The 13,933-nt window shown below is 70.8% G+C and carries 13 protein-coding genes and 2 pseudogenes; 8 read left to right on the top strand and 7 right to left on the bottom strand.

From position 1 onward, the window contains the following. Positions 1-194: 194 nt before the first annotated feature. Entirely contained in the window at positions 195-647 is a 453-nt protein-coding gene (locus tag OHA73_RS06820; protein ID WP_267071679.1) for a MarR family winged helix-turn-helix transcriptional regulator, read from the bottom strand. Positions 648-714: 67 nt separating this feature from the next. Here OHA73_RS06820 and OHA73_RS06815 point away from each other — a divergent pair, with 67 nt between their 5' ends. The 3 genes and pseudogenes from OHA73_RS06815 (at position 715) to OHA73_RS06805 (ending at position 2,724) form a co-directional block, all read left to right on the top strand. Then, positions 715-1,242: an isochorismatase family protein gene (locus tag OHA73_RS06815; RefSeq protein WP_327654516.1), complete on the top strand. Its 528-nt coding sequence runs from the start codon at positions 715-717 to the stop codon at positions 1,240-1,242. 64 nt (positions 1,243-1,306) lie between these two features. After that, complete coding sequence (locus OHA73_RS06810) at positions 1,307-2,032, top strand: MBL fold metallo-hydrolase (RefSeq protein WP_267071681.1); 726 nt, start codon at positions 1,307-1,309, stop codon at positions 2,030-2,032. Positions 2,033-2,068: 36 nt separating this feature from the next. After that, positions 2,069-2,724 (top strand): annotated as a pseudogene (locus tag OHA73_RS06805) (hypothetical protein). Between the two features lie 15 nt (positions 2,725-2,739). Here OHA73_RS06805 and OHA73_RS06800 read toward each other — a convergent pair. Then, positions 2,740-3,801 carry a PucR family transcriptional regulator gene (locus OHA73_RS06800; protein ID WP_327654515.1) on the bottom strand — a complete coding sequence of 354 codons (1,062 nt, stop codon included), beginning with the start codon at positions 3,799-3,801 and terminating at the stop codon, positions 2,740-2,742. 176 nt (positions 3,802-3,977) lie between these two features. Here OHA73_RS06800 and OHA73_RS06795 point away from each other — a divergent pair, with 176 nt between their 5' ends. The 3 genes from OHA73_RS06795 to OHA73_RS06785 all read left to right on the top strand — a co-directional run bounded on the left by OHA73_RS06795 (position 3,978) and on the right by OHA73_RS06785 (position 6,941). Continuing rightward, positions 3,978-4,493 carry a hypothetical protein gene (locus OHA73_RS06795; protein ID WP_327654514.1) on the top strand — a complete coding sequence of 172 codons (516 nt, stop codon included), beginning with the start codon at positions 3,978-3,980 and terminating at the stop codon, positions 4,491-4,493. 115 nt (positions 4,494-4,608) lie between these two features. Beyond that, on the top strand, positions 4,609-6,057 hold the full coding sequence (locus tag OHA73_RS06790; protein WP_266716372.1) for a flotillin family protein: 1,449 nt from the start codon (positions 4,609-4,611) through the stop codon (positions 6,055-6,057). A gap of 272 nt (positions 6,058-6,329) precedes the next feature. Further along, positions 6,330-6,941, top strand: coding sequence for a TetR/AcrR family transcriptional regulator (locus OHA73_RS06785; RefSeq protein WP_327654513.1), 612 nt, complete (start codon positions 6,330-6,332; stop codon positions 6,939-6,941). Between the two features lie 3 nt (positions 6,942-6,944). On the opposite strand, the gene OHA73_RS06780 is transcribed toward OHA73_RS06785, so the two are convergent. Then, positions 6,945-7,439, bottom strand: coding sequence for a TetR/AcrR family transcriptional regulator (locus tag OHA73_RS06780; protein ID WP_443063201.1), 495 nt, complete (start codon positions 7,437-7,439; stop codon positions 6,945-6,947). 219 nt (positions 7,440-7,658) lie between these two features. Here OHA73_RS06780 and OHA73_RS06775 point away from each other — a divergent pair. Together OHA73_RS06775 and OHA73_RS06770 are read left to right on the top strand one after the other, a co-directional pair. Further along, positions 7,659-8,401: pseudogene (locus OHA73_RS06775) on the top strand (FAD-dependent monooxygenase). Positions 8,402-8,448: 47 nt separating this feature from the next. Continuing rightward, entirely contained in the window at positions 8,449-9,228 is a 780-nt protein-coding gene (locus OHA73_RS06770; RefSeq protein WP_327654511.1) for a class I SAM-dependent methyltransferase, read from the top strand. Positions 9,229-9,347: 119 nt separating this feature from the next. Here OHA73_RS06770 and OHA73_RS06765 read toward each other — a convergent pair whose 3' ends face one another. From OHA73_RS06765 to OHA73_RS06750, 4 genes are read right to left on the bottom strand one after another with little or no spacing between them, the layout of a single operon-like run. Then, complete coding sequence (locus OHA73_RS06765) at positions 9,348-10,148, bottom strand: GntR family transcriptional regulator (RefSeq protein ID WP_443063040.1); 801 nt, start codon at positions 10,146-10,148, stop codon at positions 9,348-9,350. A 41-nt stretch (positions 10,149-10,189) separates the two neighbouring features. After that, positions 10,190-11,086, bottom strand: a complete 897-nt coding sequence (locus OHA73_RS06760; protein WP_327654509.1) for a sulfite exporter TauE/SafE family protein — start codon at positions 11,084-11,086, stop codon at positions 10,190-10,192. Beyond that, positions 11,083-12,624, bottom strand: coding sequence for an MBL fold metallo-hydrolase (locus OHA73_RS06755; protein WP_327654508.1), 1,542 nt, complete (start codon positions 12,622-12,624; stop codon positions 11,083-11,085). The genes OHA73_RS06760 and OHA73_RS06755 overlap by 4 nt, the downstream gene beginning before the upstream one ends. Positions 12,625-12,668: 44 nt before the next feature. Further along, positions 12,669-13,871 (bottom strand): NAD(P)/FAD-dependent oxidoreductase, encoded by a 1,203-nt coding sequence (locus OHA73_RS06750; RefSeq protein ID WP_327654507.1) that lies wholly within the window; start codon positions 13,869-13,871, stop codon positions 12,669-12,671. Positions 13,872-13,933: the final 62 nt, after the last annotated feature.

Genomic DNA, 13,933 nt, shown 5'->3' with positions numbered 1-13,933 from the left:
GAGCGGCTGTCGATGACGCGGCTGCAGGAGCGTCGGGGCAGCCGGCCTGGCGGACGACCGGCGCGTAGACCTCGGCGTCGAGGGGCCGGCGACGGCCGTGAGCGCGCCCACCGATCGAGACTGGACAGCTGACGGTGGACGGTTTGAGGAGTGGAAACCTTCAATCCGTGCCGCCGGGCCGAGTCGGACCCGGACTATTCGCGTATGGGCAGCCCGTAGGACGCCGCCAAGCGGCCGAGCGCCTCACCGAGCGCGGCCTGCTGGGACGGGCTGAGTTCGGCGGCGAGTTTCGCGTCGAGCGCGACCGCCTTACCGGTGCAATCCGCGAGGAGTTCGCGTCCCTTGTCGGTGAGGCTCAGGATCTGACGGCGGCGGTCGGTCGGGTCGCGGAGCCGCTCGATGGCGCCCATGGATTCGAGGCGGTCGGCAAGGGACACCACAAGGCTGGGTGCCACTCGCATCAGCTTGGAGATCTCGAGCTGGGAGGCGGCCAGCCCCGAGTCGAGGACTCCCAGGAGGCCGACGTGCTTGGGCTTCAGGTCGTGGGCGGCCAGTGCCTCAGCGTATTGATCGGCGACCAGTGCACCCAGGGTGCCGAGCCGGAAGCTTAGGGTCTCGGTCCACTTGACATCGTTCACGAACAGCATGCTACCTTCCTTAAACCATTCATGTCATGAATGATTCGAGATGAGAATCGTGATTGATCATCGCACTGTGCAGATCGTCTTCGCCGACCTGCAGGACAGCATCGTGGCGCTGAGCAGCACGAACAGCCCCGAGAGCATCAAGCGCTCGACCGGAGTGCTCGGCCAGGTCGCGCAGGCCCTGAACATCCCGTTCACCGTGTCGGTCGCACCCCGCCCCGGCGGACCCGGCGTCATCGCCGAACTTCCCGAAGCACCTGCCTTCGTGCGCGGCGGACCATGCTGCTGGGACGACCAGCAATGGCGCGAAGCAATCGCCGCTCACACTCGCGGAACACTGGTCATCTGCGGCGTGACCTCAGAGATCGTGGTCCTTCACACCGCACTCGACGCCCTGGCCGCCGGCTACGACGTGATCGTCCCGGTCGACGCGAGCGGCGGCATGTCGGAGCGCACGGAGAGCGCGGCACTCCGTCAGATCGAAAAGGCAGGCGGCACCGTGACCTCGGTAGCCGGCCTCGTCACAGACATGGTCCGCGACTTCACCACCCCCACCGGCCGCGACGTCATCACCGCCCTGCACGACCTGGCGGGCTAGCGATCACCGCCGCAGACCTCGGCCAGAGCGCCACCTTCCCGTCCGTGCCTCCGAAGGAAAGCCCATGAAACTCGCACCCCATCTGCACCGCCTCGGCAACGATCTCGTGGCGTGCTACCTCATCGACACCTCCGAGGGCATCACCCTCATCGACGCCGGACTGCCCGGCCACTGGCGGGACCTTCAGCGCGAACTGCGCTCCCTGGGCAAGACCGTCGACGACATCCGCGGACTCGTGCTGACCCACGGCGACTCCGACCACATCGGCTTCGCCGAACGCCTGCGAACCACTCACGGCGTGCCGGTGTACGTGCACGCCGCCGACGCCATGCGCACCCGCACAGGAGAAAAGCCCAAGGTCTCAATCGGCCCCATGCGTCTGGGCCCCGCCCTCGGCTTCCTCGGCTACTCCATCCGCAAGAACGGCCTGCGTCCCCGCTACGTCGGCGAAACCACCAAGATCGGCGACGGCGACATCCTGGGCCTGCCCGGAAGTCCGGTCATCGTCAGCATGCCGGGGCACTCCCCGGGAAGCGTGGCGGTGCACGTCCCACTCGCCGACGCGGTCTTCGTCGGGGACGCCCTGACCACGCGGCACGTTCTCACCGGGCGCACAGGCCCTCAGCCCGCGCCCTTCACCGACGCCCCTGCGCAAGCACTCATGTCCCTCGAGCGAATCGCCGAGCTGTCGGCATCCTGGGTGCTCCCCGGCCATGGCGCCCCTTGGCGCACCTCACCGGCGGAGGCGCACAAGATGGTTCAGTCCGCCGCGACCAGCACCCACACCTGAACCCGAGCGCAGGAAGCTCCTGCCGATCCCGCTCCCGTGCGGGCGGACGCGGACGGGGCTCAACGAGCGGATCCCAGTGTGCTGCGCGTCGGTGACAGCTACGTCGCCGTCGAGTCGGCCGATGGCGGCATCGTCGTACGGCAGGCTTCGTCGCTGGACGGCCTCGCGTCCGCGCCCGCGAAGAAGGTGTGGTCGGACACCGGCGAGAGCTGGGAGCGGGTGATCGGCGACCCGTACATCAACGAGGCCCCGAGGCCATAAAGGATCCGAGCGGGCAGCTGCACGTCGTCTGCTCCGCCAACGGCAGCTGGAGCAGCCAGTGCTGCCTGGTCGACCTGCGGCTGCGGGCCGGCGGGGACCCCACGTACGTATGGGACTGGTACAAGTCGAACGGCTGCCTGTTCGGCTCGCACCGCGAGACGATGATGACCGGCTGGGATCCGACGCTGCACGTCGACGGGCCGGGCCATCACACCTTCGCCCTGCGGGACGGTGACATCAACACCAGCCCGTCGGCCGGAAACAAGGTCCCCTTCATGTTCCACGCCGTGGCGAAGGGGACGCCGTACGCCTGGGAGAACCGCTACTGGTACTCGGGTTCGTTCGTCTGGTGGGGCGACACCACCTACCGGCGGGCGAATGTCCCCGGCGCCGAGACCGACACCGGGTGGAGCCTCAAGTTCTTCGAGTGACGTTGAAGAGTCGTGTCAGGCGGCGTCCGTCGGCCAGTCCAGGAGGCGGGCGCCGATCACCGCGGTCTGCAACGTGTAGCGGTCGGCCGGGACCGCTGGGTCGATGCCCGTGAGCTGGTGGATACGGGCGAGGCGATACGTGAACGCCCGCACGCTGAGCGACAGTTGGCGGGCGGCCTCGGCCGACACGCAGCCGGCGTCGAAGTACGCCATCAGCGTGTCGATGAGCGGCTGGGCGCCGCCCCGTGCCTCGTGCAGCGGCCCCAGCGTGTTGTGGACCAGGTCGGTCATGGCCTGCCGGTCGCGGGTGAGGACGGGGTAGACGAGGAGGTCGGCCGAGCGCAGCACCGGGGTGTCGAGGCCGAGGCGGGTAGCCAGGTCCAGTGCGCTCAGCGCCTCCTCGTAGGACTGGACGACGCCGCCCGGGCCCGACTGCGGGCGGCCGATGGCGACCTGGCTTCCGTCGACGGCGGCGTACGCCTGCTTGGCGAAGTAGGTGAGGACCTCGGTCTGGTCGCCGGGGGCGATGCAGACGAGCCGCCCTTCCTTGGTGGTCAGCAGGATGTTCCGGTTGCCGAAACGGGCGATCACCGCGCCTTCGATCTCGCGCGCGACGGTGTCGCCCTCCTCGTACGCGCCGTTGCCGCGGGCCACCGCTATCGCGTGCTCGCCGGACAGCCGCAGCCCGAAACGCTCGGCGCGCTCGGCCAGTTTGCCCAGGTCGCTGCGGCCGTAGAGCAGGTCGTCGATGAACTCGCGGCGGGCCGCCTCCTCCCGGCGCATGGTCTGCCGCTGCGCGCGCTCGTAGCCCTCGGCGAACGCGTCGATGGCCTGGGCGCCTGCCGCGACGACGGCGTCGACCGTCACCCTGGTGCCGATGTTGCCGGTGTGCGTCTGCGCGAGGTGGGCGGCGACCAGGGCCCGCAGCCCGAGACCTGCCTCCGCGGCACGCTCGCCCAGCGCGCGGCGCGCGTCGAGTTCGTCCCGGGTCAGCCGGCGTCCGGTGGCGGAGGCGTCGGCCACCGCCCGGACATACCCGTCCAGATACTCGTCGGGAACGTCCTGCTGCGACGCCATGCCCACCCCCATCGTGATGCCGAATGCTCTCCGTTCCTCCGCATTCTTAACGGATGAGCAAGCAGGCATCAAAATCGCGTAAAGATTGCCGGAAACCGGCAGTTACGTGAGGTGGTTGCCCATGGCAACATCCGGGTCAAGCACACGGAACAGGGGCGACGAGGGAGGCCAGTGACATGACGTGGTTTCTCGGACTCGGCATCGCGGGAGTGGTGCTGCTCGTCCTGTCCCTGGTGCTGGACGGGGTCCTGGAGGGGTTGTTCGACGGGGTCGGGGCCCTGGACGGGCTCTTCGACGGACTGCTGTCGCTGCCCGTGATCGCCGGCTTCGTGTCGATGCTCGGGTTCGGCGGCGCGATCGTACTCGGCACCACCGACCTCGGTGCCGGTCCCGCCACTGCAGTCGGTGCCGTCGCGGGGGGCGGCGCCGCCTGGCTGACGTGGAAGCTGACCCGCGCGCTGATGCGGGACCAGACCGCGGTGGCGCCCCGCGGAGACGACCTCGTCGGCAGCGCGGGCACCGTGGTCACCGCCATCCCGGTCGACGGATACGGCGAGGTGCTGCTCCAACTCGCGGGCCAGCCGACGAAGTTCTCGGCGAAGAGCGCGATCGCGGTCGCCCGCGGTGCCGAGGTGTGGGTGGCGGACATCCTGTCGCCGACCTCGGTCGAGGTCCGCACGGTCGACCGCTGACGGCCGGCCGCTGACCGCTGATCGGTGACTGCTGATCACCGCCCGCTGACCGTACGAACCATCACCAACCGACTGCCGCCTCCCGGGAGGCGAGGGGGCAGAGGGGGAATTCATCATGAGCCCTGTGACCATCGCCGTGGCCGGAGTCGTCGTGCTCCTGGTCCTGCTGGCGCTCGTCGTCATCACCCGCTACAAGGTCGCCGGTCCCAGTGAGGCGTTCATCGTCACCGGGCGGCGCGGCAAGAAGTCCACCGATCCGGAGACGGGTCATGTCATCACCGACAACAGCGGCCAGAAGGTCGTGGTCGGCGGCGGCGTCTTCGTCGTCCCGTTCGTGCAGCAGAAGTTCACGCTCGAACTGTCCTCGCGGCACATCCCCGTCGCGGTGCGCGGCGCGGTCACCCTGCGCGGCGTGAAGGCGAACCTCGAAGGCGTCGCGATCGTCAAGGTCGGCGGCACCGAGGACTCGATCCGGGCCGCCGCCCAGCGCTTCCTGATGCAGCAGGACGGCATCGTCGGCTTCACGCAGGAAGTGCTGTCCGGCGCGCTGCGCTCCATCGTCGGACGGATGTCGGTGGAGGACGTCATCCGCGACCGGGCCGCGTTCGCCGGGCAGGTCGCCGAGGAGGCGGAGGCGTCGCTGTCCGGTCAGGGCCTGGTCCTGGACGCGTTCCAGATCCAGGACATCACCACCGAGGGCTCCTACCTGGAGGACCTGGGCCGGCCGGAGGCCGCCCGCGCCAAGCAGGAGGCCGACATCGCCGAGGCCGTCGCGCGTCGCGCCTCCGAGCAGGCGCGGCTGAAGGCCGAGGAGGAGATCGCGATCGCGCAGCGCACGTTCGCGCTGAAGCAGGCCGAGATCAAGGCGGAGACCGACCGGGCCGCCGCGCAGGCGAACGCGGCGGGACCGCTCGCGGACGCGGCCCGCCAGCAGGAAGTTCTCACCGAGCAGGAGAAGGTGGCGGAGCGTCAGGCGGCGCTGACCGACCGGGAGTTGGACACGAAGGTCCGCAAGCCCGCCGACGCCGCCCGTTACCAGGCCGAGCAGGAGGCAGAGGCCCGCCGGATCGGCCTGGTCAAGCAGGCGGAGGCGGACGCCCAGCGGGCCCGCCTCACCGGTGAGGGCGAGAAGGCGCACCGTGCTGCGCTTGCGGACGCGGTCCGGCTCGAGGGTGAGTCCGAGGCGGCGGCGATCGGCGCGAAGGGTGCCGCAGAGGCGGAGGCCATGCAGAAGAAGGCCGACGCGTTCGCGCAGTACGGCGACGCGGCCGTGCTGCAGATGCTGGTCGAGGTGCTGCCGCAGGTCGTCGCGAAGGCGTCCGAACCGCTGAGCGCCGTCGACAAGATGACGGTGATCTCCACGGACGGGGCGAGCCAGTTGTCCCGTACGGTCGCCGACAACGTCGCCCAGGGCGTCGAACTCCTCAACTCCACCACGGGTGTTGACCTCGCCGCGCTGCTGAAGAACATCACCGGGGCGAAGGGGGCGACGGTGCCCGCCCCGAAGTCCGCCGAGCCGGCCGGCGCCGAATCGGTGAACGGCCACATCGAGATCACGGACTGAGCGGTTCGGGCGGTCCGGGCGGTCCGGGCGGTCCGGGCGGTCCGAGCGGTGCGAGCGGTGCGAGCCGTGCACCCGCGACTTAACGTTTGTTAGGCGCGATGCGCGACGTTCACGGGCGACGGGAGCAGGAAGCACACAGCAGGCCCCCGTCGCCCGACTTCCACTGCGGGCTCGGCGCCGAGGACACGCGGCGCTACGATGACGGCTCCGTCGCCGGTTGTACGAATGTTCAGTTGCGGGACGGACCGGGCGGCCCAGCAGATCGGAGCATCGTGTCCACTCGACCCGCAGGTCACAAGGCCATCATCGAGGCCGCCCGCGAAGAGTTCTCCGAGCAGGGCTACGGGGCCACCTCGATCCGCGACATCGCCAAGCGCGCCGGAGTGAGCCTGTCCGCGCTGTACTACTACTACAAGGGCAAGCAGGACCTGCTCGTCGCCATCCTCGAAGAGGGCCTCGACGCCTACTTCGGCGCCTGCGGAACCGCCCTCGACGAGGCCGGCGACGACCCCGCGGAGCAGCTGGAGGCCCTGGTCACGGCGACGGTGCAGTTCCGTATCGAGCACCCGGTCAAGAGCAGCATCGTGCTGACCGAGGGCCGCAGCCTGGAACCCGAACACCTCGCCCGCTACCGCAAGAACGAGGAACGCGGCACGCAACAGTTCCGCGAGGTCATCGAACGCGGCGTCGCCGACGGCGTGTTCCTGACCCCCCACCCGGACGACGCCCGCCGCGCCGTGATCGCCATGTGCAACGCCATCGCCCAGTGGTACCGCACCGACGGCGAGGTGACCCCCGACGAACTCGTCGAGCGGTACGTGTCGTTGGCGCTGACGGTGGTGGAGTACCGGCCGCGGTCGGTGCGGCGGGTGGCCCGCGGTTAGTACCTACCGCAGGGCCGCTGTCACCAGGCCTTCCAGGGCCTCGCGCGGTACCTCGCCACCGCTCACGAGGCGGTCGAAGATCAGGCCGTCGATGCAGGACAGCAGCGTGTGCGTGCGGGTTTCGACGTCTGGGGCCCCGTGCTCGGTGAGGAATGTGCGAACTGCTTCGCGGCCGGCGTTCTCGCGGGGGACGAGGATGTCCCGCAGTTCCGGGTCGCGCACGCTCTCGACGGCGCAGGCGTAGCGGGCCAGCGAGCGGCGGCGGCCCTCGCCGGTGAGGCGTCGGCGGGCCAGGAGTGTCATGCCGTTCACGAGGTCGTCGGCGGTGTGCAGTGGGGCGAGCTGCTCGGCCGTCGACTGCAGTTCCGCCTGGTCGAGTTGGACGAGGCGGGTGACGAGGCCGGTGAGCAGGGCGGCCCGGGTGCGGAAGTACGCCGATGTGGTGCCCGTCGGCAGCGCCGCTCGGCGGTCCACCGCGCGGTGGGTGAGGCCGCGGATCCCTTCGTCGGCGAGTACGTCGAGTGCCGTGTCCGCGAGGAGGGTGCGTCGATTCGCGCGTTCACCTGTGCGTTCACCCGTGTGTTCATCTGTGCGTTCATCCGTGCGGCGGTCCGATGTCTTGCGCGGTGCTGCCATGTTTCTTTTCTACACCTGTAGAGGGGCGGGTAGGGTTTAGCTTCTACAGGTGTAGAAGATGGGGCGGCGGAGGGGCTCGGCATGGGGAAGCGTGCGGTCGTTGTCGGGGGCGGGGTCGGCGGGCTTGCCGCTGCGATCGGGCTGCGTCGCGTCGGTTGGGAGGTGGTGGTCGTCGAGCGTGCGGCGGAGCTCGATGACGTGGGTGCCGGTATCTCGTTGGCCGCCAACGGGCTTCGGGCGCCTGGGGTCATGGCGCCGAGTTCGGGCACATCGCCTTCCCCGACGGTCACGCCGAATGGCACGCGGTCCTCAACCTCCCCGCAGGGGTGCGGTTCGACGATCCGCTGGGCGAGCTGCGGCGCCGGTTCTGTGCCTGGCACGAGCCGATTCGGGCGCTGCTCGATGCGACGGACCCCGGCGCTGTACTGCACCACGATGTCAACGAGCTTCGTACGCCGCTGCCTTCGTACGCCGTCGGCTCCGTAGCGCTCCTCGGTGACGCGGCGCACGCCATGACGCCGAACCTGGGGCAGGGCGCCTGCCAGGCGCTGGAGGACGCGGTCACCCTGGCCGCCGCCCTCGGCTCCGAGCTCACCGTGGAGGCCGCGCTCGCCCGGTACGACGCCGAACGCCGGCCCCGCAGCCAGGCCGTCGCACGCGCCGCGCGCCAGGCCGGACGGATGGGGCAGCAGCTAGCCCACCCGCTGCCCGTCGCCCTGCGCAACACGGCGATGCGTCTGACGCCCTCCCGTGTCGCCGTGCGCATGATCCTCCGGCATCACGACTGGATCCCACCGAGTCTGTACAGCAAGGGAGTTGGCTAGCGTGCGGTCCCTCGTTCGTTCGTCTTGTGTGTGGGTACGGTGGCCGCGTGGAGCAGAGTGAACAGTGGCGTCATGCCTCTTCCTTCGGTGCGGCAGCGGTCTCGTACGCCGAGCATCGGCCCGACTACGCGCAGGCCGCGGTGCGTTGGGCGCTCGAGGGCGCGCCCGGAGTGCGTGTGCTTGATCTGGGGGCCGGAACCGGCAAGTTGACTGCCGTACTTGCTGTGCTGGGGGCCGAAGTTGCCGCCGTAGAGCCGGACTTAGCGATGCTGGGCCAGCTGCGGCGCTCCCTTCCAGGGGTTCGCGCCCTGCCGGGCAGCGCCGAGGCGATTCCGCTGTCGGACGCCTCAGTCGATGTCGTGGTGGCCGGCAACGCCATGCACTGGTTCGACATGGCGGTCGCGGGGCCCGAGATCGCCCGTGTCCTCGTGCCCGGCGGCGTACTGGCCGGGCTGTGGAACCTCATGGACGACGAGGTGGAGTGGGTCGCCGGGCTCGCACGGGTCGGTGGCGGCGCCGCCGTCGGCCCCCGCGACACCCCTGCCGCTTGGCGTGCGGCGACGGCCGGCATGCACCTTCCGAAGACCGAGGCGGCGCCCCGTTTCGGCTCACCGGAACAGGCCGAGTTCCCGCACGGGCAGCGTCGCACCGCCGACTCCCTTGTTCAGACTCTCGCGACGCGCGCCGGCGTGCTGGTCATGCCGGAAGAGGAACGGGAAGCCCTGCTGGGGCGGATCCGTGCCTTCCTCGCCGGCACACCGGAGACCGCCCGTGGTGAGTTCACCCTGCCGATGCGGACGGGTGTGCTGCGGGTGCGGAGGCTTTGACCTCAGTCCTCGGAGATATCAGTCGTCGGAGACACCAGTCCTCGGAGACACCAGCTCTCGAAGACGCCAGCCCCTGAAGACACCAGCTCTCGAAGGCACCGGCCCACGAAAGCGGCCCGTCAGGGAGTCGGAACGGGCGCGCCCAGCCGGTAGCCGTCGTCGGCCGAGAACGCGGCGGCCACCGTGAACCGGTCCGCGCGGACCAGGGTCTGGCGCCACTCGACCTGGCGATGGTCGGCGTCGTGGCCGAGCCGGTCGATCGCGAACAGGGCGGTGGACTCGGGGCAGTCGAGCAGCTTGCGCTCCGCGCGCGTGGGCACCACGGCCCGGATCCGCTCCCAACCGCCGCTGATGTGCGTACGGCAGTGACGTTCCAGCTCGGCGTAGAGCGAGGTGTGCGTGAAGTCGACGGACAGGAGCGGGCGGGCCACGTCCGCCGGGAGCCAGACGCGGTCGACGGCGAGCGGCTCCCCGTCGGCGAGCCGCAAGCGTTCCAGGTGGACGAGGGGAGTGGACTCCTCGAGGCCGAGACGGGCGGCGATGACACCGTCGGCACGCTCGTCGAGGCGGCGGACCACGCTGCGCTGGACGGCGCCGACCTCCTCGACCGAGTGGAAGAGGCTGTACGCCTCGCCGACCTTCTGCTCCAGCGGCCGGCTCGCCGCGAACCGGGACACCCTGCCCCGCTGCGCCGTGACCAGGCCCTCCGCGCGCAGCGTGCGCAGCGCCTCGCGGACGGTGTGCCGACTGACCTGGTATTCGGCGACGAGATCGTGCTCACCGGGGAAGACGTCCCGGAACTCGCCGTCCTCAAGGCGTCGCAGAAGGTCGGCGCGGAGCTGGGACCACAGCGGCTTGCCCTTGGACCGGGTGAGTGGACGGGGGCCGGACTGCGAGCTGCTGGTGGGCACGGGATGCATGCTCGTCGATTTGCGGAGCCGGTGCAAACCCCTGGGCGCGCTCACACGAAGGCGTCCACCAGCATGAACGCGGCCGTCGCGAGCAGCAGGACCGCGAACGCGCGCTGCAATGCCGGTCCCGACAGCTTGGCCGCGAGCCGCCTGGCGTCCCACGCCCCGAGGATCGCGGCGCCGACGAAGGGGCCGAGCACCGCGGGATCGATGGAGATGCCCTCGGTCGTCAGGCGCGTGGTGAGGGACACCAGCGAGTTGAGCAGGGTGACGACGAGGCTGGTGCCGACGGCCACCCGCATCGGCAGCCGCAGCACGGACACCAGGGTGGGTACGGCGAGGAATCCGCCGCCCACCCCCAGCAGCCCGGTCACCGCGCCGAGCCCGGCCCCGGCCCCGGTGGTCCGCAGTGGGCCGGCCCGGCCGGGGGCGGTGGCTCCTCTGGTGACCGTCGCTTCTGACTCTCGTACGTGTACGAGGCCGGGGGCGGGCCCCGTCGCCGGCCTCGTCTGCGGACCGGCGCTCGCGGGCCCCGCCGCCGCCCGCACCGGCGGACCGGTGCTCGCAGGCGGCGCCTCACCACGGGCACGTGCACCGCGCAGCATCACCGCGGCGGCCACCCCGGCCAGCACGGCGAACGCGCCGGTCAGCAGGTTCTGCGGGAGACGGTGCGCGAGCATCGACGCCCCGACGGTCGGCACCGCGCCGACCGCGGCGAACAGCACGCCGGTCCGCCAGCGGACGGTTCTGGTGCCCGCGTGCCGGGCGAGGGCGGTGGCGGAGGTGACGGTGACGATGACCAGGCTGGTGGTGCCCGCGTCGGCGGGGTCGACGCCCAGGAGGTAGACGAGGGCCGGAACCGCGAGGACGCCACCGCCGCCGCCGAGCCCGCCGAGGGCCAGGCCGACCACGGCGCCGCAGAGCACGGCGAGGATCAGGGTGTTCACGCGGGGACGCCGCCCCCGCCGGCCGGATGCTCGACCGGGCCGTGCCATGCGGCAAAGCCGCCGCGCAGGTCGTCGGCGTCGAAGCCGTGGGCCCGGAGCACGGAGGCGGCCACGGACGAGCGGTTGCCGCTGGCGCACAGCACGACGAGTGGCTGATGCTGATGCGGCGTCAACTCGTCGATGCGTGCGATGAGTTCGGGCAGCGGAACGGTACGGGCGCCGGGGAGGGTGCCGGTGTCGTGGATCTCGCCGGGGGCGCGTACGTCCAGCAAGGTGAAGGGGCGGGGGTTCTCGGTGAGGCGGGCGGCGAGGGCCGCTGCCTCCACGCGCGGCATCGACGTCACGTGCTCGGCGCTCAGGGTGTCGGCGGGCAGGGCGCCGAGGACCCGGTCGTAGCCGATGCGGGCGAGGCGGTTGCGGGCCTCGCGCGCCGTGCCGGGGTCCCCGCACAGGACGAGGTCGGCCCCGGCCGGGAGCACCTCGCCGCAGAGTTCGGCGAACCGGCCGCCGAGCGGGACGTTGACCGCGCCGGGCAGGTGGGCGGCGGCGAAGGGGCCGGGGGCCCGGGTGTCGAGGACGGTCGCTCCGTCGTCGACGGCCCGCCGTGCGGCGTCCGGGGTGAGGGCGGGGACGGGGGCGTCCTCGTCGAGCACCGGACGGGCCTCACGGTTGCGCTCGGACGTGAACGAGAAGTAGGCGGGCGCCGCGGACTGGCCGGATGTCACGACGTCGACGAACGCGTCCTCGGACATGTCGGCCAGGGCGTAGTTGCTGACGCGCTGGGTGCCGAGCGTGCAACTCAGCTCGGCCGACAGGTTCTTGCCGCAGGCCGAGCCGGCCCCGTGCGCCGGGAAGACGCGGGTCTCGTCGGGGAGGGTGAGCAGGCGCTCGCGGGTGGAACGGTAGAGGGCGCGGGCCATGTCCTCGGCCGACCGGCCGCGCGCGCTGAGCAGATCGGGGCGGCCCACGTCGCCGATGAACAGGGTGTCGCCAGTGAGGACGCCGTAGGGGACGGGGTCGGCCGCGTGCTCGCGTACGACGACGCACACCGACTCCGGGGTGTGTCCCGGGGTGTGCAGGATCTGGAGGTCGACCTCTCCGAGGCAGAGGTGTTGGCCGTCGGCGAGGGGGTTGGTGTCGAAGTCGACCTCGGCGGCGGCGCCGTAGGAGATGGGGGCGCCGGTGCGTTCGGCCAGTTCCAGGTGGCCGGAGAGGAAGTCGGCGTGGACGTGGGTCTCGACGACGCGCTCGATGGTGAGGCCGTGGTGTGCGGCGGTGGCGAGGTACTCGTTGACATCGCGCTGGGGGTCGACCACGACGGCGCGGCCCGTGGTGCGGTCGCCGATGAGGTACGAGGCGTGCGAGAGGCAGTCGAGGTAGAACTGCACGAAAATCAGCGGTCCGGTGCCGTCGTGTATCAGCGGCCCCGTGCCGTCGTGCATCAGCGGTCCGGTGCCGTCATGGGTGACGGGAACCTGCGGCATGACGGATTCCTTGGGCACGACGGATTCCTTGGGCGCGACGGATTCCTTGGGCATGACGGACTCCTGGGTCATGAAGCTGCTTGGGGGAGGCGTGCGGGTCACGCGAGCCCGCGGAGCATGAGGTTCCAGTACAGGAACGGCAGACCGTGCCGCTTGAGGTACCACATGTCGGTGCGCTCGCGGACCGTGTCGATCAGCGGGATCGAGGGGGCGGGCCGCCCGCTGTAGTCGAACTCGGCGAGCAGCATCTTGTTGCGGGCCGTGGTCAACGGGCACGAGGAGTAGCCGTTGTAGACGGCGAGCGGCTCCTGACCTTGCATCGTCGCGAGCAGGTTCTCGACGACCACGGGAGCCTGCTGGCGCACGGCCGCGCCGGTCTTGGAGTTGGGCGAGGAGCCGGCGTCGCCGAGGGCCCAGATATTGGGGTACCGGACGTGCCGCATGCGGTGCTTGTCGATCTCGACGTAGCCGGCCGGGTTGGCGGCGTCCGCGAGCGGGCTGCGCTTGATCCAGTCAGGGGCGCTCTGCGGTGGCACGAGATGAGCCATGTCGTACGGGAGGGTCGTCTTGGTGCCCGTGCCGATGTCGCTGACGACGACCTCACGGGCCTCGGGCCGGACCTCGGTGACCTCGCTGCCGTAGTGGACGTGGATGCCGTACTTGCGGGCCACGCCCTCCAGCACCCGCGCGAACTCCGGAACGCCGAAGATGGTGTCGGTCGGGAGCACCAGGTGGATGTCCATCCGGCCGAGAACGCCCTCCCGGCGCCAGTGGTCGGCGGCGAGGTAGGCGATCTTCTGCGGGGCGCCGCCGCACTTGATGGCTCCGGTCGGCATGCTGAACACGGCGCTGCCCGAGCGGGTCTCGCGGATGAAACGCCAGGTCACGGGTGCGGTGTGTGGAAGATAGTTGCTGGAGAGCCCGTTCTGGCCGAGCCCGTCCGCAAGGCCCGGCACACCGTCCCAGTCCAGCTGGATGCCGGCGCAGACCACGAGGTGGTCGTAGTGCACGACACCGCCGTCGTCGAGGGTCACCTCCTGGGCGTCCGGGTCGACGGCGACCGCGGCGCGCCGGATCCACCGGACGCCCTTCGGCATCACGGACTTCTGCGGCCGGACGCTCTCCTTCAGCGGCGCCCGTCCGCCCCCGACCAGCGTCCACAGCGGCTGGTAGTAGTGCCGCTCGCTCGGGTCGAGGACCGCGACGTCACGCTCGCCGGCCCGACGGAGCCGCGCCGCGACCGAGATGCCGGCGGAGCCGCCGCCCACGATCACCGTCCGGTGGTGCTGTGTGGTCACCAAGGGAATCCCTCCCGTGAATGTACGTACATCTACGCTAGAGCGAGAACCCGCTGACGTACAAG

Origin of the sequence: Streptomyces sp. NBC_00483 (assembly GCF_036013745.1) — a bacterium.
GTDB lineage: Bacteria > Actinomycetota > Actinomycetes > Streptomycetales > Streptomycetaceae > Streptomyces.
This window is presented reverse-complemented; position numbering and strand designations above follow the sequence as displayed.

Excerpts from the sequence above, each read along its gene's own strand:
- OHA73_RS06820 (WP_267071679.1), bottom strand. The coding sequence starts at position 647 with ATGCTGTTCGTGAACGATGTCAAGTGGACCGAGACCCTAAGCTTCCGG.
- OHA73_RS06810 (WP_267071681.1), top strand. The coding sequence starts at position 1,307 with ATGAAACTCGCACCCCATCTGCACCGCCTCGGCAACGATCTCGTGGCG.
- OHA73_RS06800 (WP_327654515.1), bottom strand. The coding sequence starts at position 3,801 with ATGGCGTCGCAGCAGGACGTTCCCGACGAGTATCTGGACGGGTATGTC.
- OHA73_RS06795 (WP_327654514.1), top strand. The coding sequence starts at position 3,978 with ATGACGTGGTTTCTCGGACTCGGCATCGCGGGAGTGGTGCTGCTCGTC.
- OHA73_RS06790 (WP_266716372.1), top strand. The coding sequence starts at position 4,609 with ATGAGCCCTGTGACCATCGCCGTGGCCGGAGTCGTCGTGCTCCTGGTC.
- OHA73_RS06765 (WP_443063040.1), bottom strand. The coding sequence starts at position 10,148 with ATGCATCCCGTGCCCACCAGCAGCTCGCAGTCCGGCCCCCGTCCACTC.
- OHA73_RS06755 (WP_327654508.1), bottom strand. The coding sequence starts at position 12,624 with ATGCCCAAGGAATCCGTCGCGCCCAAGGAATCCGTCGTGCCCAAGGAA.